This window comes from Gulosibacter sediminis, assembly GCF_014904065.1.
GTDB lineage: Bacteria > Actinomycetota > Actinomycetes > Actinomycetales > Microbacteriaceae > Gulosibacter > Gulosibacter sediminis.
On sequence record NZ_JACXJG010000010.1, the window covers coordinates 90216 to 110101 of the forward strand.

Sequence of the window (19886 nt, forward strand, 5' to 3'; positions counted from 1 at the left end):
GCGATGCTCGCCGACTGGATCGAGCGCGAGGGCCGCGTCGACGGCCCCGTGCGGGTGCACATCAAGCTCGACACGGGCCTCGGCCGCAACGGCGTGCGCGAGCCCGACTGGCCGGCCATGTTCACGCTCGCGAGCGACTACGAGGCGCGCGGTTACCTCGAGGTGCGCGGACTCATGAGCCACTTTTCGGGTACGAGCGACGCCGACGACGCCGAGCAGATCGCCGCCTTCGACCGCGCCGCCGCCCTCGCCGAGGGGTTCGGCCTGCAGCCGAGCCTGCGCCACCTCGCGGCGACCGCCGGCGCGCTGAAATTCCCCGAGGCGCGCTACGACGCGACGCGACTCGGCATCGCGCTCTACGGCCTCGACCCGATCGCGCCCGACGCCCGCTGCGGCCTCGAACTGCGCCCGGCGTTGACGCTGACGGCGCACGTGCGCCGCTACGACGTTGACGACATGCCCCGCTGGCTGCTCGACGTCGGCCAGGTCGACGGGCTGCTGCCGGTGGCCGAAGGCGAGCTGTTGCTGCAGGACGAGGCGGGGGATCGCTGGCGCCTCGAACGCGTCGACGCCTGCCACTGCGTGGTCACGCCGCTCGGCGACGTCGAACGCAGCGCGCACCGCCGCGTCACCGTTATCGGCGGCACCGCGAGCGCCGATGACTGGGCGGCTGCCTCGGGCACCATCAACTACGAGGTGACGACGCGGCTCAGCGGCCGCATCGCCCGCGACTACCAGGGCGGGGCGGCCGAGCATCCGAGCCACTCGGGCCGGCGCCTCCGCACACCCGAGCGGCCCGCATCGGCGTCGCCGCTGCCCGAGTTCGTGATCGACGACGCCGAGCTCGCCGACCGGTTGCGGCAGCTCGCCGAGGCGGGCACGGCGCTCGACCTCACCGCCGACGCCTACGGCTTCGGCCTCGAGCGCGTGCTCGGCCTCGCGGCTGGCCTGCGTCTCAAGTACCTCGTGCGCCGCCCGCACGACCTCGCCGCGCTGCGCGACTTCGGCGTCTCGGCGACGGTCGAGCCGTTCGCGCCCGCGGCAACCCGGGCCGCCTACGGGCTGGCCGACGACTCCCGTGCGCCCGCCGTGCTGCGCAGCGAGCTCGCGCAGATCAAGCGCGTGCACGCGGGCCAGGGCGTGAGCTACGGCTACGAGTGGCACGCGAGCGAGACGACGACGATCGGCCTCGTGCCGGTGGGCTACGCGGATGCGATTCCCCGCTCGGCAGCGCACCGCGCTGAATTGCTCGTGCGCGAGACACCCGCGCCGCTCGTCGGCCGCGTCGCGATGGACCAAGTGGTGGTGAACCTCGGCGACCGCGACGGCGCCCCGGGCGAACCGGTGCGCCTGTGGGGCCCACGCCCGAGCGACTTCAGCCTGCAGGATTGGGCCGGCTGGACCGGCCTGTGCGTCGAGGGGCTCGTCGCCGGCCTCGGCACGCGCGTGCAACGCCGCTCGGCCCGCGACAACGAGGCTGTGTAGGGTGCGGGCATGACGCGAATCGAGACCTCCGACGACATGGAACGCCTCGGCGCCGCGCTCGCGAGTGTGCTGCGCCGCGGCGACGTCCTCGTGCTCAACGGGCCGCTCGGCGCCGGCAAGACGACGCTNGTGCGCGGCCTCGGCGAGGCGCTCGGCGTGCGCGGCGCGGTCGCGAGCCCGACGTTCGTGATCGCTCGCACGCATCCCTCGCTCGGCGACGGCCCCGCGCTCATTCACGTCGACGCGTACCGCCTCGCCTCGGCGCTCGAACTCGACGACCTCGACCTCGACCTCGANCTCGGCCGTCACGGTGATCGAGTGGGGCAGGGAGGTCGTCGGCGCGATCACCGACGAGTGGCTCGAGCTCGAACTCGAGCGGCCCCGCGCTGGGCAGACCGACCCGGCCCCCGGCGCGTCGAACGACCCGGATGCGGCGGTCGAGGAACCCCGCGAGGTCGCGGTGCGCGCGGTCGGCGACCGCTTCGCGGGCCTCTCGGTCGAGGCACTCCTCACCGACGGCGGGGCCGCGTCGCCCGCGTAGACTTGGCGCCATGCTGCTCGCCATCGACACCTCTGCCGGAACCGACGTCGCCGTCGTGAGTGACCAGGGCCGCGTCATCGGTGAGTTCCGCGAGCCGAGCTCGCGCCACCACGCCGAGGTCATCGGCGCGGCAATCGCGACGGCGCTCGAGACAGCCGGCATCACAGCGGCCGAGATTACCGACGTCGTCTGCGGCATGGGCCCAGGCCCCTTCACCGGCCTGCGCGTCGGCGTGGCCGCGGCGCGCACCTTCGCGTTCGCGCGCAGCCTGCCCCTGCATCCGATGCCGAGCCACGACGCGATCGCTCACGAGTGGCGCCACGAGCACCCCGCCAACACGGGCTCACTGCTCGTCACGACCGATGCCCGCCGCCGCGAGCTCGCCCTGAGCCACTACCCGGCGGGTTCGGTGCTCGCAGACGGCGGCTTCCAACTCGTCGCGCCCGACGCCGTGCCTGAGGCCGAGGCCAGGGCGGATGCGCGCCAGGTCTCGGCCGCGTACCTCGCCCTCGCGTGGCTCGCGCGGCAGGAGCAAGGTGTGCCGGCCGACGCCGACGAGATTCTCTACCTGCGCGCGCCCGACGCGAAGCCCGGCGCCGTGCCGAAGCGGGTGACCGCGTGAGCGTGCGGCTGCGGGAGGCGACCGTCGACGACCTCGACGGGATGGTCGCGCTCGACCTCGAGATGTTTCCGCTCGACCACTGGAGCGCGTCGGGCATGCACGACGAGCTCCGCAGCGAGCACACGCACTACGTCGTGCTCGAACGCGACGGCGCGCTCGTCGGCGCCGCTGGCGTGCTCGCCGCGCAAGGGGCGGGCGAGGCGGATGTGCAGACGATCGCCGTGCGCCCGGAGCTACGCCGCGGTGGCTGGGGCACACGCCTACTGCGCGAACTGCTCGCCTGGGCCCGCTCGCGCGGCGCACAGCGCGTCTTTCTGGAAGTGCGCGAATCGGGCGCTCCCGCGCGCGCCCTCTACGCCGCCCTCGGCTTCACCGAAATCGGGCGGCGCGACAACTACTACCGCAAGGAACGGGAGGCCGCGATCGTGATGCGAGCCGACATCGACACGGCGCTCAGCGCGGCCGACGCGCGCCTCGAACCGGCGCGCGAGCCGCTCGTGCTCGGCATCGAGACGAGCTGCGACGAAACCGGCGTCGGCATCGTGCGCGGCACGACGCTGCTCACGAACTCGGTCGCCTCGTCGATGGACGAGCACGCGAAGTTCGGCGGCGTCGTGCCCGAGGTCGCGGCGCGCGCCCACGCCGACTCGATGGTGCACGTGCTGCAGCAGGCCCTCGACGAGGCCGGCGTGACCCTCGACGAGCTCGACGCCATCGCCGTGACCGCGGGGCCCGGCCTCGCTGGCGCACTCATGGTCGGCGTCGGCGCAGCGAAGGCGCTCGCGGTTGCGACCGGCAAGCCGCTCTACGGCGTGAACCACCTCGTCGGCCATGTCGCGGCCGACCTGCTGCGCGAGGGCGGCGACCCCGTCGAGTTTCCAACCATCGCGCTGCTCGTCTCGGGCGNGCCACACTTCGCTGATCCGCGTCGACTCGCTCACGGGCGACTCCGAGCTGCTCGGCGAGACGATCGACGACGCCGCCGGCGAGGCCTTTGACAAGGTCGCCCGCGTGCTCGGCCTGCCGTACCCCGGTGGCCCGCAGATCGACCGCGTCGCGGCCGAGGGCAACCCGAAGGCGTTCCGCTTCCCCCGCGGACTGTCGCGCGCATCCGACCTCGAGCGGCACCGCTACGGCTTCTCGTTCTCGGGGCTGAAGACGGCCGTCGCGCGCGAGGTCGAGCGTTTCGAGGATGCGGGGGAGCAGGTGCCCGTCGCCGACATCGCCGCGTCGTTCCGCGAGGCCGTCGCCGACGTGCTCGTGACTAAGGCGCTCGCGGCGTGCCGCGACCTCGGCATTCCGCGGTTGCTGCTCGGCGGCGGCGTCGCCGCGAACGCGCGGGTGCGCGAGCTCACCGCAGAGCGGAGCGCCGAGGCGGGCGTGCAGCTGCACATCCCACCGCTGTCGCTCTGCACCGACAACGGCGCCATGATCGCCGTGCTCGGTGCCCAGCTTGTGGCCGCAGGGCACGCGCCGTCGCCGGTCGACTTCGCTGCCGACTCGACGTTGCCGATGACCCAGGCACAACTCACGGAATCTTCGAGCCTGACAATTTAGGATGATCGCGATGGCGAAGGGAGCATGTCGATGACCGACAGCGGGGGCGCAAACACGCAGCGGCCACACGGTGAGGAAGAACAGGTTGTGCCGGCCGCGGGCGGCACGTTTGGCGTCACCGACGACCGCTCTGACTTCGGCCGGGGCCCGATTCACCCGCGCGAGACGGGCGACAACGGTGAGGCCGACGACAGCGACACCCTCGACGTCGATGGCCTCACGAACGACGAGTACACCGACCGGGTGCAGCACCTCGAGCACCGCGAATACGGCGACTACGCTGGTGGGCAGCCGCCACTCGCCGGTCAGCCGGTGTCGCAGCAGGCCCAGCACCAGCAGGGCCAGCAGGCCCAGCCGCAGCCGGGTGGGTACGGCGCTCCGCCGACCCAGCAGCAAGGCTACGGCCAGCCGCGCGAGCAGGAGTTTGCGCCGACGCAGTTCGGCGCGCCCGCGGCCGGGGCTGCGCGGCCCACGTTCTCGTACGTCGGCCTCGCGCTCGCGCTCATCGCGCTGATTCTGCTTTGCTTCCCCGGCATTCTGTGGATCATCGCGGGTGCGCTCGGCGTCATCGGCCTGGTCATGTCGGTTGTTGCGATGAGTCGCGAGCCGAACGGCAAGGCGCTCGCCGGCATCGGCATTGCGGGCAGTGCGATTGCGATTGCGATTGCGATCGCGACCGCGATCGTTGTCGCGATGTAACTAGCCCGCGGGGCTAGGCGCGGTCGGCGAGGATCGCGACGCGGCGCTCGTCGACGCGCGTGCAGATCAGCGTCGCGGCGTTGTCGCCGCGAGGCTGCAGCTCCTTGCGGAACTTTGCCGGGTCGAGGTCGACGCCACGCTTCTTGATCTCGAGCCGGCCGATGCCGAGCTCGCGCAGCCGCTTCTTCAGCGAGCTCGCGTGGAGCGGCAGCACCTCGCGCACGCGAAACACCTGCGCGAAGGGAGTCTCGCGCAACTCGGGCGCGGTCACCCAGGCGATCTCGGGCGAGATCATGTGCCCACCAAGGAGGCCCGCCAATTCGCCGATGAACCGGCCGCGGATGAGCGCCGGGTCGGGCTCGTAGAGAAACTCGTCGAGCTCGCCGACGGGCGCATCCTCGCTCGCTGCGCCGGCTGACGTGAGTTCGTGGGCGCCGTCGCGCAGGACGAGCGCGCTGCGGCGTACGCCGGCGCGCGCCGTGGCGCCGAGCCATACCGCGCACTCGACGAGTTCGCCTTCGACCGACAGCCACTGCGTCTCCACGGGCCTCGACGCGGTGCTCGGCGGGAGCAGTTCGTGGGGCATCGCGGGGCCGAGTTTCACGCCGGCCGCCCGGCCGTTCGCGGCGACATCGAAGGCGAAGCCGAGCGACGGGCGCCAGTCGTCGGGGTCAGCGAGGCGCCGGGTGCCGCCGCGCGACTCGGTGCGGCGGGCGGGGTCGAGGAACACGCCCTCGACGCCATCGAGGTTCGTGGCCTCGGCCGTCGAATGCTCGACGCGCGCGTTCGAGAACGGCGCGAGGTTGAAGCTCGCGATGGCGGCGGTCAGCTCGTCGGTGTCGACCGAGAGCAGGTCGAAGCCGAGCGATGCGAACGCGAGCGAGTCGGCGCCGATGCCGCAGCCGAGGTCGGCGAGGGTGCGCACCTCGGCCCGGCGAAACCGGTCGGCGTGCCGCGCCGCGACCTGCAGCCGGGTCGCCTGCGCGAGCCCGGCATCCGTGAACAGCATGTTCGTGGCGAACTTGCCGAACTTCGCGCGTGCCCGCCGCCGCAATTGCAACTGCGTGAGCACGACGGAGCTCATGTGCGCATCCACGCCGGCCTTGCGCAGGGTCATCACCGCGCCGACGGCGTCGCTCACAGTGTCAAGCTCGGCGTACTCATCGAGCAAGCGCAGTGCCTTGGGGGTGAGCAGCACTTCCAGGTCGTCGCGATTCACCCTGCCTACCGTACTTGCAGGCGGGCGCATTCGCTCTGGGCGTACGCTCGGGCGGCTGGGTGGCACCATCAGGGAGCACCCAATACACTCGAGTTAGCACCCTCAGGGTGAGAGTGCTAACTTCAAACTTGCACAGCTCGTCAAGAGAAAGAGGATTGCCGTGTCGGTGAACATTCAGCCGCTCGAAGATCGCATTGTCATCCAGCAGGTTCAGGCCGAGCAGACCACCGCGTCGGGTCTCGTGATTCCTGACACCGCCAAGGAGAAGCCGCAGGAGGGTGAGGTTGTTGCCGTCGGCCCCGGCCGCTTCGACGAAGACGGCGAGCGCATCCCCATGGATGTCGCCGTTGGCGACAAGGTCATCTACTCGAAGTACGGTGGCACCGAGGTGAAGTACGCCGGTGAGGACTACCTCATCCTTTCGGCTCGCGACGTGCTCGCGAAGATCGCCTAGGCTACTCGCGTAACGACCAGGCGGGCTCCCGGAATACCGGGGGCCCGCCTTTGTTGTTGCTTCGGCGTAAGCTGCGGAGGTGACGAACTCTGCCGCCAGCCCCGCATCCGCACCGGAGCGATCGGGGTCGACGCAGACGACCGGCCTGGTTCTCGGCATCTCGTCGTTCGCAGTGTGGGGCCTGCTGCCGCTCTACCTGCAGACGGTGAAGCCGACGAGCACCTTTGAGATCATCGCGTGGCGCATTGTCCTCTCGGTCGTCTTCTGCTTCGCGGTGCTGCTGGTTGCACGCCGCTGGGGTGCGTTCATGCGCATCGTTAAGAACTGGCGTTCGATGCTCTTCCTCGGCCTCGCGAGCCTCGCCGTGTTCGCGAACTGGACGCTCTACGTGCTCACGGTCGAGGTCGGGCGCTCGCTCGAGGGCTCGCTCGGGTACTACCTCAATCCGCTCATCTCGATGCTGCTCGGCATGGTGTTTCTGCGCGAGCGGCTGCGGCCGCTGCAGTGGGTCGCGGCCGCGCTCGCGACGGCATCGTTCATCGTCATGGTGGTCGCCTACGGCGAGCCGCCGTGGCTTTCGCTCGCGATCGCGTGCTCGTTCGCGATCTATGGCCTGCTGAAGAAGCAGGTGAGTCGGAGCGTCGACCCGATCGCCGGGCTCACGATGGAGACACTCTGGCTCGCGCCGGTCGGCATCGGCATCCTCATCTTCATCGAGGTGACCAGCGGGCTGACGATGGGCCGCGTGTCGGGCAGCCACACCACGATGCTGCTGCTCGCGGGCGTCATGACGAGCGTGCCGCTGCTGCTGTTCGCTGCGGCCACCGCGCGCCTGAGCCTCGTCGAAGTGGGCATCGTGCAGTACGTCGCGCCGACCATGCAATTCATCTTCGGCGTCGTGCTGCTGCACGAGCCGATGCCGCCCGAGCGCTGGCTCGGTTTCGGCCTGGTGTGGCTCGGCCTCGTGTTCTTCACGATCGACCTCGTGATCGATGTTGGGCGAGGCCGCCGACGCACCAGGGTCGAGCCCGACCCGACCGGCGAGATCAACGTCGTCTGAGCATCCGGCACCACCCGGGCCCGACCCCGGGAATGCCCCGCGCCGCCCCTACGTTGGGTCGTACCATGGAGATACGCGCCCGCGTCCTCGGCGGGCGATCACTACCGCGTTTGCAGGAGCAACATGACTGAGCACGATCCCTTCGGCTTTACCGGACTCACCTATGACGATGTGTTGCTGCTTCCGGAAGAAACCGATGTGATTCCGTCTGAGGTAGACACGACCACGCAGCTCACCCGCAACATCTCGGTTAAGGTGCCCCTCGTCTCGGCGGCCATGGACACCGTGACCGAGTCACGGCTCGCGATTGCGATGGCTCGCCAGGGTGGTCTCGGCATCATCCACCGCAATGCCTCGATTCAGGACCAGTCCGACATGGTCGACCGCGTGAAGCGGTCGGAGTCAGGCATGATCACGAACCCCATCACGACCTCGGCCGACGCGACCGTCGCCGACGTTGACGAGATCTGCGGCCAGTTCCGCATCTCGGGCCTGCCCGTCGTCGACGAGGCCGGCAAGCTCGTCGGCATCATCTCGAACCGCGACATGCGTTTCGTTGCCGAGAGCGAGAAGGCGACCACGAAGGTGCACGAGGTGATGACGTCGGAGGGCCTCATCACCGGCCCCGTCGGTATCAGTGGCGACGACGCGTTCCGCCTGCTCGGCCAGCACCGCATCGAGAAGCTACCGCTCGTCGACGAGGCCGGCATTCTGCGTGGCCTCGTGACGGTGAAGGACTTCGACAAGCGCGACAAGTACCCGCTGGCGACGAAGGATGCGATCAGCCGCCTGCGCGTCGGCGCGGCCATCGGCTTCTTCGGCGACGCCTGGGAGCGCGCGGGCTCGCTGCTCGACGCCGGTGTCGACGTCATCGTCGTCGACACCGCGAACGGCCACTCGCGCGGCGAGATCGACATGATCCGCAAGCTCAAGAACGATCCGGCGTTCAAGGACGTCGACATTATCGGCGGCAACGTTGCGACCCGCGAGGGCGCCGCGGCGCTCGTCGAGGCGGGCGCGGATGCGGTCAAGGTCGGCGTCGGCCCCGNTCGATCTGCACCACGCGCATCGTCGCGGGCGTCGGCGTGCCCCAGATCACCGCGATCTACGAGGCCTCGAAGGCGACGCGTGGCACCGGCGTGCCGGTCATCGCCGACGGTGGCCTGCAGTTCTCGGGCGACATCGCGAAGGCGCTCGTCGCTGGCGCGAACGCCGTCATGCTCGGCTCGCTGCTCGCGGGCACCGACGAGGCGCCCGGCGACCTCATCTTCGTCAACGGCAAGCAGTACAAGTCGTATCGCGGCATGGGCTCGCTCGGCGCGATGCAGACTCGCGGCAAGAAGACCTCGTACTCGCGCGACCGGTACTTCCAGGCCGACGTGCCGAGCGACGACGAGCTCATCGCCGAGGGCATCGAGGGCAAGGTGCAGTACCGCGGCACGGTGCGTCAGAACGTGTTCCAGCTCACCGGCGGCCTGCACCAGTCGATGTTCTACGTCGGCGCCCGCACGATCCCCGACCTGCAGTCGCGCGGCCGCTTCGTGCGAATCACCCCGGCGGGCCTCAAAGAGAGCCACCCCCACGACGTGCAGATGGTCATGGAGGCCCCGAACTACAAGAAGTAGGCGCTCGCGCAGGGCTGGCGGCGCACTCGCGACTGGCCCCGCGCATCCGCGACCTCTGCCTTGTTGAGGGGTGCGGCTAGTTTTCGGCGCGGCCGAGGCGCCAGTAGCCCATGAAGGCGACGGTGCGCTTGTCGATGCCACGCTCGCCGACGAGGTGCCGGCGCAGCGTCTTCACGGCATTCGACTCGCCCGCAAGCCAGGTGTAGAGCGAGGTCTGCTCGAGCGCGGCGCCGCCCTTTGCGGTGCGCGGCACTTCCCAGAGCAGGTCGGTGTCGAGGTTGATCTCGGTGAGGGTCTGCGGCGTGCCCTCGGGAGCGAGCTCGGCCGCGGCGCGCTCGACGGCGGGGACGAGCGCCGCACCGTGCTCGGCCCCGGCCCGCGCTACGGCGCGCACCTCGAAGCCGGGATGCGCGGGGAAGTACGCGGCGTCGGCGGCCGACTCGACCTCGACGACCGCGACACCCCGAGCATCCGCCGGCAGCTGCTCGAGCATCACCGCGATCGCGGGTGCCGCCGTCTCGTCGCCGATGAGCAGGTACTGCTCGGTGCGCGCCGGCGGCACGAAGTCGACCCCGCCGGGCTCGCCGTCGAAGCGCGCATCCGGGCCGAGCAGCACGAGCTCGTCGCCCTCGGCGGCGCCCTCAAGCCAGCGCGAGGCGGGCCCGGTGCCGCCCGGGTGCACGACGAGGTCGAGATCGACTTCGTTCAGCTCGGGTCGCACATAGCGCGTCGTGTAGGTGCGGATGGGCGGGCGCGCGTCCTCGGGCAGCGCGCGCCAGTCGCCATACCAGTCGGTCGAGCCGAGCAGCGTGCGCGCATCCGCGGTCGGCGTCGAGAACAGCAGCTTAATGCGCTGGTCCCAGCCCGGGTCGCCGAAGTGACCGAGCGACTCGTCGACGAACGTGACCCGGCGGAATCCGGGCGAGATGTCGCGCACCGCGGTGACGCGCACCGGGAACAGGGCGAACGGGGCGACGGTGGTGCTAACGGGCATGGCTTCCTCCGGTGGGGTCGATGTGGTGGCGACCGACGGGCAGCACGAGCGGTGCGCCCGAGACCGGGTCGTCGATGACGCGCGAGGTCATGTCGTACACCTCGGCCATGGTGGCCTCGGTGACGACCTCGCGCGGGGTGCCGGTGGCGACGATCTTGCCGCCGCGCATGGCGATGAGGTGGTCGGCGTAGCGGGCGGCGAGGTTCACGTCGTGGAGCACCATGACGATGGTCGTGCCGCGCTCGCGGTTGAGGTCGGTGAGCAGGTCGAGCACCTCGTACTGGTGTGTCACGTCGAGGAATGTCGTCGGCTCGTCGAGCAGCAGCACGTCGGTGCGCTGCGCGAGGGCCATCGAGATCCACACGCGCTGCCGCTGGCCGCCCGAGAGCTCGTCGACGGCCCGCCCCGCGAGCTCGGTGACGCCGGTCGCGGCGAGGGCATCGGCGATCACCGCGTCGTCGTCGGCCGCGTGGGTCTGAAACGCCCGGTGATGTGGGTGCCGGCCGCGCGCGACGAGGTCGTAGACCGTGATGCCCTCGGGCGCGATCGGCTGTTGGGGGAGCAGCCCGAGCTGGCGCGCCAGCTCTTTCGACGGTGTCGCGGCGACGTCGCGGCCGTCGAGCACGACGCTGCCCGCGAGCGGCTTGAGTACGCGCACGAAGGTCTTGAGCAGGGTCGACTTACCGCAGGCGTTGGCGCCGAGGATCACCGTGATTTCGCCGGGCGGGATGCGCACGGTCGCGTCATGGACGATCGCGGTGCGGCCGTAGCCCGCGTCGAGCCCCGACGCTTCGAGCACAAGGGCGTGCTTCGTCACTGGGCCCCCTTTCGGTTGGAGCGGATGAGGAGGTACAAGAAGAACGGCGCGCCCATGAGCCCGGTGACGACGCCGACCGGCAGGCGCACGCCGAGCGCGTGCTGGCCGATGAGCTCGCCCGCGAGCACGAGCACCGCGCCGACGAGCGCCGCGGACACGATGGGCGAGTGGTTACTGCGGCCGGTGAGGCGCAGCGCGATCGGACCCGACAGGAACGCGACGAACGAGATCGGGCCGGATGCGGCGGTTGCGAACGAGGTGAGGGCGACGGCGAGCAGCATGAGGGTGAGCCGCGAGCGCTGCACCCGTACACCGAGCCCCGTCGCGGCCTCGTCACCAAGCTCCATGGGCAGCAGGTTGCGCTGCAGTGCGAGCACCCCGCCGCCGCACACGACAAGGGCGATAAGCAGCACGGGGATGTCGTCCCAGCTCGCATTGTTGAGGCTGCCGTTGAGCCAGCGCAGGGCCGCGGGCACGCTGTTCACGTTGCCGTACATGAGTAGGTAGCTTGTCACCGACACGAGCATCGCGCTCACGCCGATGCCGATAAGAATGAGTCGGCCGCCGAAGCCGCCGCGGCCGGCCGCGAGCGCCGCAATTATGGCTGCGACCACGAGCCCGGCGACCACGGAGAGAGCCGACACGGCGGGACCGCTCCACCCCAGCACGAGCAGGCCAAACACCGCGGCGGTGCTCGAGCCCGAGGTGATGCCGATGATGTCGGGGCTCGCGAGGTCGTTGCGCAGCAGGTTCTGGAACACGCAGCCGCTGACGCCGAACGCGACGCCCGCAAGCACCGCGAGCGTGGCCGCGGGCAGGCGCAGCTGGCCGACGTTGAACGACGCGCCCGGCACATCCTGCCCGGCCACGACGGCGAGTACATCGCCGATTGGATAGACGACGTCGCCGATCATCGCGAACGCGACGACGAGGGCGAGGAGGAGCGCGACGAGCACGCCGACCACGAGGTGGTAGCGGCGGGTGCGGGCGCGGCAGGCGAGGTCGAGGGTCATAGTTCGCGCACCTTCGAACGGCGGGCGATGACGATGAGCATGGGCGCGCAGACGAACGCGGTGATGAGACCGACCGCAAGCTCGCCGGGGCGCACGACGACGCGGCCGATCACGTCGGCGAGCAGCAGCAGGGTCGCGCCGCCGAGGGCCGAGAGTGGTACGACCCAGGCCTGGTTCGGGCCGACGAGGAACCGCACGATGTGGGGCACCATGAGCCCGACGAAGCTGATCGGCCCGGCGACCGCGGTGACGGAGGCACAAAGCAGCACGCCCGATACGGCGACGAGGATGCGTGTGCGCAGCACGTTCACGCCGAGCCCGGTCGCGGCCTCGTCGCCGAGCGCGAGCGAGTTGAGCGGGCCGAGCGAGAACGCTGCGAGCGCCGCCGCGATGATGAGCAGCGGTGAGATGATCGCGAGTGACTCCCAACTGCCGCGGCCGACCGAGCCGACCGTCCAGTGCCGCCACACGTCGAGCACGTCGCTCTGCGTCAGCGTGACGACGCTGACGAGCGAGGTGAGCACGGCGGTGGTCGCTACGCCGGCCAGCGCGAGCTTGACGGGCGTCGCGCCGCCCGAGCCGAGTGAGGCGATGGCGTAGACGGCGACGGCGGTGACGAGCCCGCCGAGCAGGGCGAACGCGAGGTACTGGGGGAGGGTGGAGAGGCCGAAGGCCGACATGCTCACCACGACGCCGAGCGCGGCGCCAGTGTTGATGCCGAGGATGCCCGGGTCGGCGATGGGATTGCGGGTGAGTGCCTGCATGAGGGCGCCAGAGACGCCGAGCGCGGCGCCCGCGACGAGGGTGAACACGGTGCGGGGGATGCGCTCCTGCACCGCGATTGCACCGATGTCGCTCGGGCCGGCGCTGCCGGTGACGCCGGCCAGGAATTCCTGCCAGCTCACCACGCGGGCACCGAAGGCGAGGGAAAGTGCGGCGGCCACCGCCAGCAGACCGACGAGCAGGAGGAGCCCGAGGAGTCTCCGGCGGCGGCCGATTCGCACGCTGTGCACGCGGGGAACTACTTGACCTTGTCGGCCGCGTCGGCGATCAGCTGCACGTACTCGTCGACACCCCACGGGATCGACAGGGGCGACGGGTTCGCCGAAGCGGCGAGCGCGCCGTCGTTGCCGAGCAGCACGACCGAGCCGTTCTGCACGGCGGGAATCTGACTGATGAGCGGGTCGGCCTGCCACTCGTCGAGGAGCGCCTGGTCGCCGTAGACGACGAGCACGTCGACGTCGTTGAGCTGGTCGATGTTCTCCGCGCTGATGTCGACGTAGAAGCCGTCGGCGGTTTCGGTCGCATCGGCCACCGACTGCGGCACCGAGAGGCCGAGGTCCTCGAGGTAGCCTGCGCGCGGGTCGAGTGACGTGTAGAAGCCGATCTGCGACTCGTCGCCGAGGCCGGCGTACATGAACGCGCCGGTCTTGCCGTCGATCTGCGGGTATTCAGCGACCTTCTCGTCGAGCAGCGTCTCGAGCTCGGTCGTGAGTGCTTCGCCCTCGGTGGCCAGGCCCATTGCCTCGGAGTTGTACTTGATCTGGTCGCGCCACGTGGTGGCCCATGCGGTCTCGGGGTAGGCGACAGTGTCGGCGATGTCGCTCAGCGTGCCGTATTCCTCCTCGGTGATGCCCGAGTAGGCGGCGAGGATCACGTCGGGAGCGGTGTTCGCGAGGGCCTCGTAGTCGATACCGTCGGTCTCGTCGAAGAGCACGGGGTCGCCGCCGAGCTCCTCCACCTTCTCCTTCGTCCAGGGCATCATGCCGCTGCCATCCTCAACGCCCCAGGTCTGAGCGCCGAACCCGACGGGCGAGACGCCAAGCGCGAGCGCCGTGTCTTGGTTGGCCCAGCCGACGGCGGCGACGCTCGTCGGCTTCGCGTCGATCGTGGTGGTGCCGAGCGCGTGCTCGATGGTGATGGGGTAGCCCGCCTCGCCGCTCGCGGCGCCGTCGGTGCCGGATGCGGTGCTCGAGCAGGCAGCAAGGGCCAAGGATGCGACAAGAGTCGTGGCGACGGTGGTCACGCGGCGTGCGCGCATGGGGGATCCTTTCGTAGGGACCTCAGGGGAAAGTCACGCGATCGAGGACATTCGAGCGAGCCCGTGTCGGTCGCGACTCAGGTAAGGCTACCCTAATTCACTCCGAGGTTGGGTCGTTGTTGGGTGCACAGAATTACCGAGACGCCGACCAAGAATTGTCGCTTTTGCGTAATCTCACGCATTCGCGTGCAACAAACTTGCAAAGATTTTCAGGTTTCCTGAACGACATCTGTGCAATGGGTGAACAACCACCTAAAGTATTCATCCAAAGATCCGGCTTCGGGCAGGCAGAGTTGCACGCCCATCACCACGAAGTCGGCCTCACCCAAGAATTGAGGAAACATGTCGAGACGACCACGACTCCTGCGGGGCTCCATCGCCCTCGCAGCTGCAGGTGCGCTCATGCTGGCTGGCTGCGCCAGCGGCAATACCAGCGGCGATGGTGCGACCGAGGCCGCCACTGGCGACTCATCCGCGATCATCACCACCAACGGTAGCGAGCCCCAGAACCCGCTGATTACCTACGCGACCACCGAAACCGGTGGCGGCAAGATTCTGAGCGCGATGTACGCCGGTCTTGTCAGCTATGACGCCACCGGCGAGTACCAGAACGAGATGGCTGAGTCGATCGAGAGCGACGACGCGACTACCTGGACGATCACGATCAAGCCGGACTGGACCTTCACCAACGGTGAGGCGATCACCGCGCAGACGTACGTGGACACCTGGAACCACGCGGCACAGGACCCTTCGGGTGCCTACTGGTTCGGTAACTTTGAAGGCGCCAGCGAAGACGGCAGCACCGAGCTGACCGGCATCGAGGCCACCGACGACACCACCTTCACCGTCACGCTGAAGGAGCCGGAGGCCGACTTCCCGATCCGCCTCGGCTACACCGCCTACATGCCGCTGCCCTCGGTCGCATTCGACGACATCGAGGCATTCGGTGAGAACCCGATCGGCAACGGCCCCTACATGCCGGATGGCGAGGACGCTTGGGCCCACGACGAGAGCATGTCGCTCGTCACCAACCCCGACTACTCGGGCAACCGCACGCCGGTCAACGGCGGCGTGAAGTTCGTCTTCTACACCGGTCTCGAGGCCGCCTACGCCGACGCGCAGGGTGGCAACCTCGACGTGCTCGACGCAGTGCCTGACACCGCGTTCAGCACCTACACGACCGACTTCCCGGACCGCAACGTCAACCAGGCGGCTGCGATCTACCAGGGCATCAACATCCCCTTCTACCTCGACCACTTCAAGGACGACGAAGAGGGCAAGCTGCGCCGTGAGGCCATCTCGCTGTCGATCAACCGCCAGGAGATCACCGACACGATCTTCCAGGGCACCCGCACGCCGGCCACCGACTTCACGTCGCCGGTCGTTGAGGGCTACGACGAGAACCTCGAGGGCAACGATGTGCTGAGCTACGACCCCGAGAAGGCGAAGGAACTCTGGGCGCAGGCCGACGAGATCTCGCCGTACGAGGGCACCTTCTACATCTCGTACAACGCCGACGGCGGCCACCAGGCCTGGGTCGACGCAACCGCGAACAGCATCTCGAACACGCTCGGCATCACCGCCGAGGGCGAGTCGTACCCGACCTTCGCCGCGGCCCTTGAGGACCGCGAGGCGCAGAAGCTCGACGGTGCCACCCGCGCCGGCTGGCAGGGTGACTACCCGTCGCAGGGTAACTTCCTCTCGGGTCAGTACCAGACCGGTGCGTCGTCGAACTACGAGGGCTACTCGAACCCAGAGTTCGACAAGAAGGTGCAGGCAGCACTCTCGGCCGCAACGCCTGAGGAAGCGACCGCGCTCTACACCGAGGCCCAGCAGATTCTTCTTGAGGACCTCCCGTCGATCCCGCTCTGGTACTCCAACGCTGTTGGTGTCTGGGGCGAGACCGTGAGCAACGTCACCTTCGGGTGGGACTCGGTGCCGCTCTACGAGCAGATCACCAAGGAATAGCCATTCGTGAACCGGGGTTCGGTTGCTGAGCCAGTGCGCTCGGCAACCGAACCCCGGTTCCATCCGTGCGAACGGGGATGCGATCCGTCGCCGTTCGTGACATGTCAAGGAGGAGCCGCCGATGCTTTGGTATCTCGGCCGACGCTTGCTGCAACTCATCCCCGTGTTCTTCGGGGCAACATTCCTGATTTACAGCCTCGTCTTTCTTTTGCCCGGCGACCCGATCGCCGCGCTGTTCGGAGACCGTCAGCCGTCACAAGCGGCCATTGACGCCATCCGGGCGCAGTATCACCTCGATGAACCCTTCATCGCCCAGTACTTCTATTACATTTCGGGCCTCGTCCGCGGTGACTGGGGCACGACCTTCTCGGGTCGCCCTGTCACCGAAGTGATGGCCCACGCCTTCCCCATCACCCTGCGCCTCGCGCTGCTCTCGCTCGCATTCGAAGCTGTCGCGGGCATCCTGATCGGCCTCATCGCTGGCCTGCGCAAGGGCAAGCTCTTCGACGCGAGCGTGCTCGTCGTCAGCCTGCTGCTCATCTCGGTGCCGACGTTCGTCATCGGTTATGTGCTGCAGCTCGTCTTCGCCATCAACCTTGGGTGGGCGCGAACTACCGTGAGCGCCGAAGCGCCCTGGGGCGAGCTGATTCTGCCCGCCATCGTGCTCGCGAGCGCATCCTTCGCCTACATCGTGCGGCTCACGCGCTCGAGCGTCGCCGAAAACATGTCGGCGGACTTCGTGCGCACCGCGACCGCGAAGGGCCTCTCGAGCCGCCGCGTCATCACGGTGCACGTCGTGCGCAACTCGCTCATTCCGGTGATCACGTTCCTCGGCATCGACCTCGGTGCGCTCATGGTCGGCGCGATCGTCACCGAGGGCATCTTCAACATCAACGGTGTCGGCGGCACGGTCTACCGCGCCGTGACCCTCGGTGAGGGGCCGACTGTCGTGTCGTTCGTCGCCATCATGGTGTTGATCTTCATGCTCGCCAACCTCCTCGTCGACCTGCTCTACGCGTGGCTTGACCCAAGGATCCGCTATGCCAAATAACGCTCGTCTGCAGCAAGAACGCTTCGTCGCACCCGTCTCCGAGACTCCGGTGCAGGCGGTCGATGCCGTGCGCACGAGCGGCAAGCCACGCACCACCTGGGGCGACGCCTGGGAGTCGATGCGCCGTCGCCCGATGTTCTGGATCTCGGCGGTGCTCATCGTCATCATCCTGTTCGTCGCTTTCTTCCCCGGCGTCTTCACGAACGAGTCGCCGAACCAGGGCTGCCTGCTCGCGAACAGCGACGGCTTGCCCACCGCCGGCCACCCATTCGGCTACACCCGCCAGGGCTGTGACGTCTTCGCCCGCGTGCTCTACGGCGCGCAGGCCTCAGTGATCGTCGGCTTCCTCGCGACTCTGATCGTCGTGCTGTTCGGCGGTGTCGTTGGCGCGCTCGCCGGCTACTACGGCGGCTGGCTCGACACGATCATCTCGCGCGTGGGCGACATCTTCTTCGCGATCCCGACCGTCCTCGGCGCCATCGTGCTCATGTCGGCCCTCTCGGGTCGCACCCCGCTGCTCGTCGCCCTCGTGATCTCGCTGTTCGCGTGGCCACAGATCGCGCGCATCATGCGCGGCTCGGTCATGACCGCAAAGCAGTCCGACTACGTGACCGCGTCGATCGCGCTGGGGCTCTCGCGGTTCCGCATCCTGCTGCGTCACGTACTGCCGAACGCGATCGGCCCCGTCATCGCCGTCGCGACGGTGTCGCTCGGTGTCTACATCGTGGCCGAGTCGACCCTGTCGTTCCTCGGTATCGGTCTGCCGCCGAGCACGATGTCGTGGGGTAACGACATTTCGCAGGCACGCGCCTCCCTCAACACCAACCCCCTCGTGCTCGTGTTCCCGGCCGCCGCGCTGTCGCTCACGGTGCTCTCGTTCCTCATGCTCGGTGACGTGGTCACCGACGCGCTCGACCCGAAGGAGCGTGCACGCCGATGACCACCAGCCCAGCAACTACGCCAGAGACGACGGGCGAGGCCGAGACGCCGCTGCTCGAGATCCGCAACTTGCAGGTGAACTTCGAGACGAAGTCGGGCTCGGTGCCCGCCGTACGCGGCGTCGACCTCACGATCTTCCCCGGCCAGTCCGTCGCGATCGTGGGCGAGTCGGGCTCGGGTAAGTCGACCACGGCGCAGTCGATTATTCAGCTGCTGCCCGGCACCGGTCACGTGACCGGTGGTGAGATTCTCTTCGAGGGGCGCGACCTCACGAAGCTGAGCTCGCGCGAAATCACCGAGCTGCGCGGCGAGCAGATCGGCTACGTGCCGCAGGACCCGATGTCGAACCTCAACCCGGTATGGACTATCGGGTTCCAGGTCGAGGAGACGATTCGCGCGAACAACGTCGCGCACGGCCGCAAGGCGGTGCGCCAGCGCGCGATCGAGGTGCTCACCGAGGCCGGTTTGCCGGATGCGCAGGCTCGCCTTCGCCAGTACCCGCACGAGTTCTCGGGCGGCATGCGCCAGCGCGCGCTGATCGGTATTGGCATGTCGGCGCGGCCCAAGCTTCTCATCGCCGACGAGCCGACCTCGGNACCTCGAGAGCCTGACGGCCACGCACGGCACCTCGGTGCTGTTCATCACCCACGACCTCGGCCTCGCGGCCGACCGTGCCGAGCACCTCGTCGTTATGTACAAGGGGCAGGTCGTCGAGTCCGGGCCGTCGCGCGAGATTCTCACCGACCCGCGGCATCCGTACACGAAGCGCCTCGTGAGCGCTGCGCCGAGCCTCGCCTCGAAGCGGCTCGAGGTCGCGCGTCAGGACGACATTGACGTGTCGCCGACGGGCGCCATCGAGGCCCCCATGCTCGAGCGCGCGGCCGAGCGCGAGGAGCAGGCCGATGAGGTGCCCGCGAGCGAGCCGCCGCTGATTCAGATCAAGGATGCGCAGAAGATCTACAAGCTGCGCACCCGCGGCCTCGCGAAGAAGGAAGTGCGCGCCGTTGACAGTGTGAGCGTCGACGTCGCGCGTGGCACGACCACGGCGATCGTGGGCGAGTCGGGTTCGGGCAAATCGACGCTTGCGAAGCTGTTCCTGCAGCTCGAGCCGCTGACCTCGGGCAGCATCGAGTTCGACGGTCGCGACATGACGCGACTGAGCCGCAAGGAGCTGCTCGCGTTCCGTCGCCGCGTGCAGCCGGTGTTCCAGGACCCATACGGCACGCTCGACCCGCAGTACAGCGTCGGCAACACGATTGCCGAGCCGATGGCGATTCACGGCGTCGGCACTCCGAAGTCGCGCCGCGAGCGCGTCGAAGAGCTGCTCGAGCAGGTGGCGCTGCCGACCGAGCTCCGCGACCGCTACCCGAGCGAGCTTTCGGGCGGTCAGCGACAGCGTGTCGCCGTCGCGCGTGCGCTGGCGCTGCAGCCCGAGGTACTCGTGCTCGACGAGGCCGTTTCGGCGCTCGACGTGCTCGTGCAGGGGCAGATTCTGCAGCTGCTCACGAAGCTCCAACACGAGCTCGGCTTGACGTACCTGTTCATCACGCACGACCTCGCGGTTGTGCGCCTGGTGGCCGACAACGTCTGCGTGATGCGCCAGGGCCAGATCGTCGAGCGGGGCACGACTGACGAGCTCTTCGACAACCCGCGTGAGGAGTACACGCAACGCCTGCTTGAGGCGATCCCCGGCGCCAGCTTCGAGTTCGCCACCGAGGCCTAACCCTTAGCGCCACCGGCTGCCGCCCGCTGCTTCCATGGAAGCCGGGCGGCAGCCCCCGTTTCCTGCTGGGTGAGGGGG

Annotated in this window: 15 protein-coding genes and 5 pseudogenes; 14 read left to right on the top strand and 6 right to left on the bottom strand. The window is 68.9% G+C overall.

The features are described 5' to 3' along the window. Positions 1-3 precede the first annotated feature (3 nt). The 7 genes and pseudogenes from ID132_RS06095 (at position 4) to ID132_RS06115 (ending at position 4904) form a co-directional block, all read left to right on the top strand. Positions 4-1485, top strand: a complete 1482-nt coding sequence (locus ID132_RS06095) for an alanine racemase C-terminal domain-containing protein (protein WP_193128121.1) — start codon at positions 4-6, stop codon at positions 1483-1485. A 36-nt stretch (positions 1486-1521) separates the two neighbouring features. Further along, a pseudogene (gene tsaE / locus ID132_RS14750) lies at positions 1522-1719 on the top strand (tRNA (adenosine(37)-N6)-threonylcarbamoyltransferase complex ATPase subunit type 1 TsaE); the annotation flags it as partial. Between the two features lie 76 nt (positions 1720-1795). Beyond that, entirely contained in the window at positions 1796-2026 is a 231-nt protein-coding gene (locus ID132_RS14755) for a hypothetical protein (RefSeq protein WP_328743718.1), read from the top strand. A gap of 10 nt (positions 2027-2036) precedes the next feature. Beyond that, positions 2037-2648: a tRNA (adenosine(37)-N6)-threonylcarbamoyltransferase complex dimerization subunit type 1 TsaB gene (gene tsaB / locus ID132_RS06105; protein ID WP_125107026.1), complete on the top strand. Its 612-nt coding sequence runs from the start codon at positions 2037-2039 to the stop codon at positions 2646-2648. Between the two features lie 62 nt (positions 2649-2710). Then, a pseudogene (locus tag ID132_RS13750) lies at positions 2711-3019 on the top strand (GNAT family N-acetyltransferase); the annotation flags it as partial. 57 nt (positions 3020-3076) lie between these two features. Next, a pseudogene (gene tsaD / locus ID132_RS06110) lies at positions 3077-4205 on the top strand (tRNA (adenosine(37)-N6)-threonylcarbamoyltransferase complex transferase subunit TsaD). A gap of 30 nt (positions 4206-4235) precedes the next feature. Then, complete coding sequence (locus ID132_RS06115) at positions 4236-4904, top strand: hypothetical protein (protein ID WP_193128122.1); 669 nt, start codon at positions 4236-4238, stop codon at positions 4902-4904. A gap of 13 nt (positions 4905-4917) precedes the next feature. Here the strand turns inward: ID132_RS06115 and ID132_RS06120 are convergent, their stop codons facing one another. Further along, a complete protein-coding gene (locus tag ID132_RS06120) occupies positions 4918-6123 on the bottom strand; it encodes a THUMP-like domain-containing protein (protein WP_193128123.1) in 1206 nt (401 codons plus the stop codon). Between the two features lie 160 nt (positions 6124-6283). Here ID132_RS06120 and groES point away from each other — a divergent pair, with 160 nt between their 5' ends. The 3 genes and pseudogenes from groES to guaB all read left to right on the top strand — a co-directional run bounded on the left by groES (position 6284) and on the right by guaB (position 9262). Next, positions 6284-6577, top strand: a complete 294-nt coding sequence (gene groES / locus ID132_RS06125; protein ID WP_125107029.1) for a co-chaperone GroES — start codon at positions 6284-6286, stop codon at positions 6575-6577. A 79-nt stretch (positions 6578-6656) separates the two neighbouring features. Then, the gene (gene rarD / locus ID132_RS06130; protein WP_125107030.1) at positions 6657-7637 is read left to right on the top strand and encodes an EamA family transporter RarD; all 981 of its coding nucleotides are present in this window, start codon (positions 6657-6659) and stop codon (positions 7635-7637) included. 123 nt (positions 7638-7760) lie between these two features. Then, positions 7761-9262, top strand: a pseudogene (gene guaB / locus ID132_RS06135) (IMP dehydrogenase). A gap of 76 nt (positions 9263-9338) precedes the next feature. On the opposite strand, the gene ID132_RS06140 reads toward guaB, so the two are convergent. Genes ID132_RS06140 through ID132_RS06160 form a run of 5 tightly spaced genes read right to left on the bottom strand, consistent with a single transcriptional unit; the run spans position 9339 to position 14127 of the window. Continuing rightward, a complete protein-coding gene (locus ID132_RS06140) occupies positions 9339-10256 on the bottom strand; it encodes a siderophore-interacting protein (RefSeq protein WP_193128124.1) in 918 nt (305 codons plus the stop codon). Next, on the bottom strand, positions 10246-11073 hold the full coding sequence (locus ID132_RS06145; RefSeq protein WP_125107033.1) for an ABC transporter ATP-binding protein: 828 nt from the start codon (positions 11071-11073) through the stop codon (positions 10246-10248). Before ID132_RS06145 ends, ID132_RS06140 begins: the two co-directional genes overlap by 11 nt. After that, positions 11070-12086 (bottom strand): FecCD family ABC transporter permease, encoded by a 1017-nt coding sequence (locus ID132_RS06150; protein WP_193128125.1) that lies wholly within the window; start codon positions 12084-12086, stop codon positions 11070-11072. Before ID132_RS06150 ends, ID132_RS06145 begins: the two co-directional genes overlap by 4 nt. Further along, on the bottom strand, positions 12083-13099 hold the full coding sequence (locus ID132_RS06155) for a FecCD family ABC transporter permease (RefSeq protein ID WP_328743699.1): 1017 nt from the start codon (positions 13097-13099) through the stop codon (positions 12083-12085). The genes ID132_RS06150 and ID132_RS06155 overlap by 4 nt, the downstream gene beginning before the upstream one ends. A gap of 8 nt (positions 13100-13107) precedes the next feature. Further along, a complete protein-coding gene (locus tag ID132_RS06160; RefSeq protein ID WP_125107035.1) occupies positions 13108-14127 on the bottom strand; it encodes an iron-siderophore ABC transporter substrate-binding protein in 1020 nt (339 codons plus the stop codon). Between the two features lie 342 nt (positions 14128-14469). Between ID132_RS06160 and ID132_RS06165 the strand changes: the two genes are divergently transcribed. From ID132_RS06165 to ID132_RS06180, 4 genes and pseudogenes are all read left to right on the top strand, one after another. After that, the gene (locus ID132_RS06165; protein WP_125107036.1) at positions 14470-16095 is read left to right on the top strand and encodes a peptide ABC transporter substrate-binding protein; all 1626 of its coding nucleotides are present in this window, start codon (positions 14470-14472) and stop codon (positions 16093-16095) included. A 121-nt stretch (positions 16096-16216) separates the two neighbouring features. Next, entirely contained in the window at positions 16217-17146 is a 930-nt protein-coding gene (locus tag ID132_RS06170) for an ABC transporter permease (RefSeq protein ID WP_125107037.1), read from the top strand. Beyond that, entirely contained in the window at positions 17136-18086 is a 951-nt protein-coding gene (locus ID132_RS06175; protein ID WP_125107038.1) for an ABC transporter permease, read from the top strand. Before ID132_RS06170 ends, ID132_RS06175 begins: the two co-directional genes overlap by 11 nt. Beyond that, positions 18083-19808 (top strand): annotated as a pseudogene (locus ID132_RS06180) (dipeptide ABC transporter ATP-binding protein). The gene ID132_RS06175 and the pseudogene ID132_RS06180 overlap by 4 nt, the downstream one beginning before the upstream one ends. Positions 19809-19886 lie beyond the last annotated feature (78 nt).

Excerpts from the sequence above, each read along its gene's own strand:
- ID132_RS06095 (WP_193128121.1), top strand. The coding sequence starts at position 4 with ATGCTCGCCGACTGGATCGAGCGCGAGGGCCGCGTCGACGGCCCCGTG.
- tsaB (WP_125107026.1), top strand. The coding sequence starts at position 2,037 with ATGCTGCTCGCCATCGACACCTCTGCCGGAACCGACGTCGCCGTCGTG.
- ID132_RS06115 (WP_193128122.1), top strand. The coding sequence starts at position 4,236 with ATGACCGACAGCGGGGGCGCAAACACGCAGCGGCCACACGGTGAGGAA.
- ID132_RS06140 (WP_193128124.1), bottom strand. The coding sequence starts at position 10,256 with ATGCCCGTTAGCACCACCGTCGCCCCGTTCGCCCTGTTCCCGGTGCGC.
- ID132_RS06150 (WP_193128125.1), bottom strand. The coding sequence starts at position 12,086 with ATGACCCTCGACCTCGCCTGCCGCGCCCGCACCCGCCGCTACCACCTC.
- ID132_RS06160 (WP_125107035.1), bottom strand. The coding sequence starts at position 14,127 with ATGCGCGCACGCCGCGTGACCACCGTCGCCACGACTCTTGTCGCATCC.
- ID132_RS06165 (WP_125107036.1), top strand. The coding sequence starts at position 14,470 with ATGTCGAGACGACCACGACTCCTGCGGGGCTCCATCGCCCTCGCAGCT.
- ID132_RS06170 (WP_125107037.1), top strand. The coding sequence starts at position 16,217 with ATGCTTTGGTATCTCGGCCGACGCTTGCTGCAACTCATCCCCGTGTTC.
- ID132_RS06175 (WP_125107038.1), top strand. The coding sequence starts at position 17,136 with ATGCCAAATAACGCTCGTCTGCAGCAAGAACGCTTCGTCGCACCCGTC.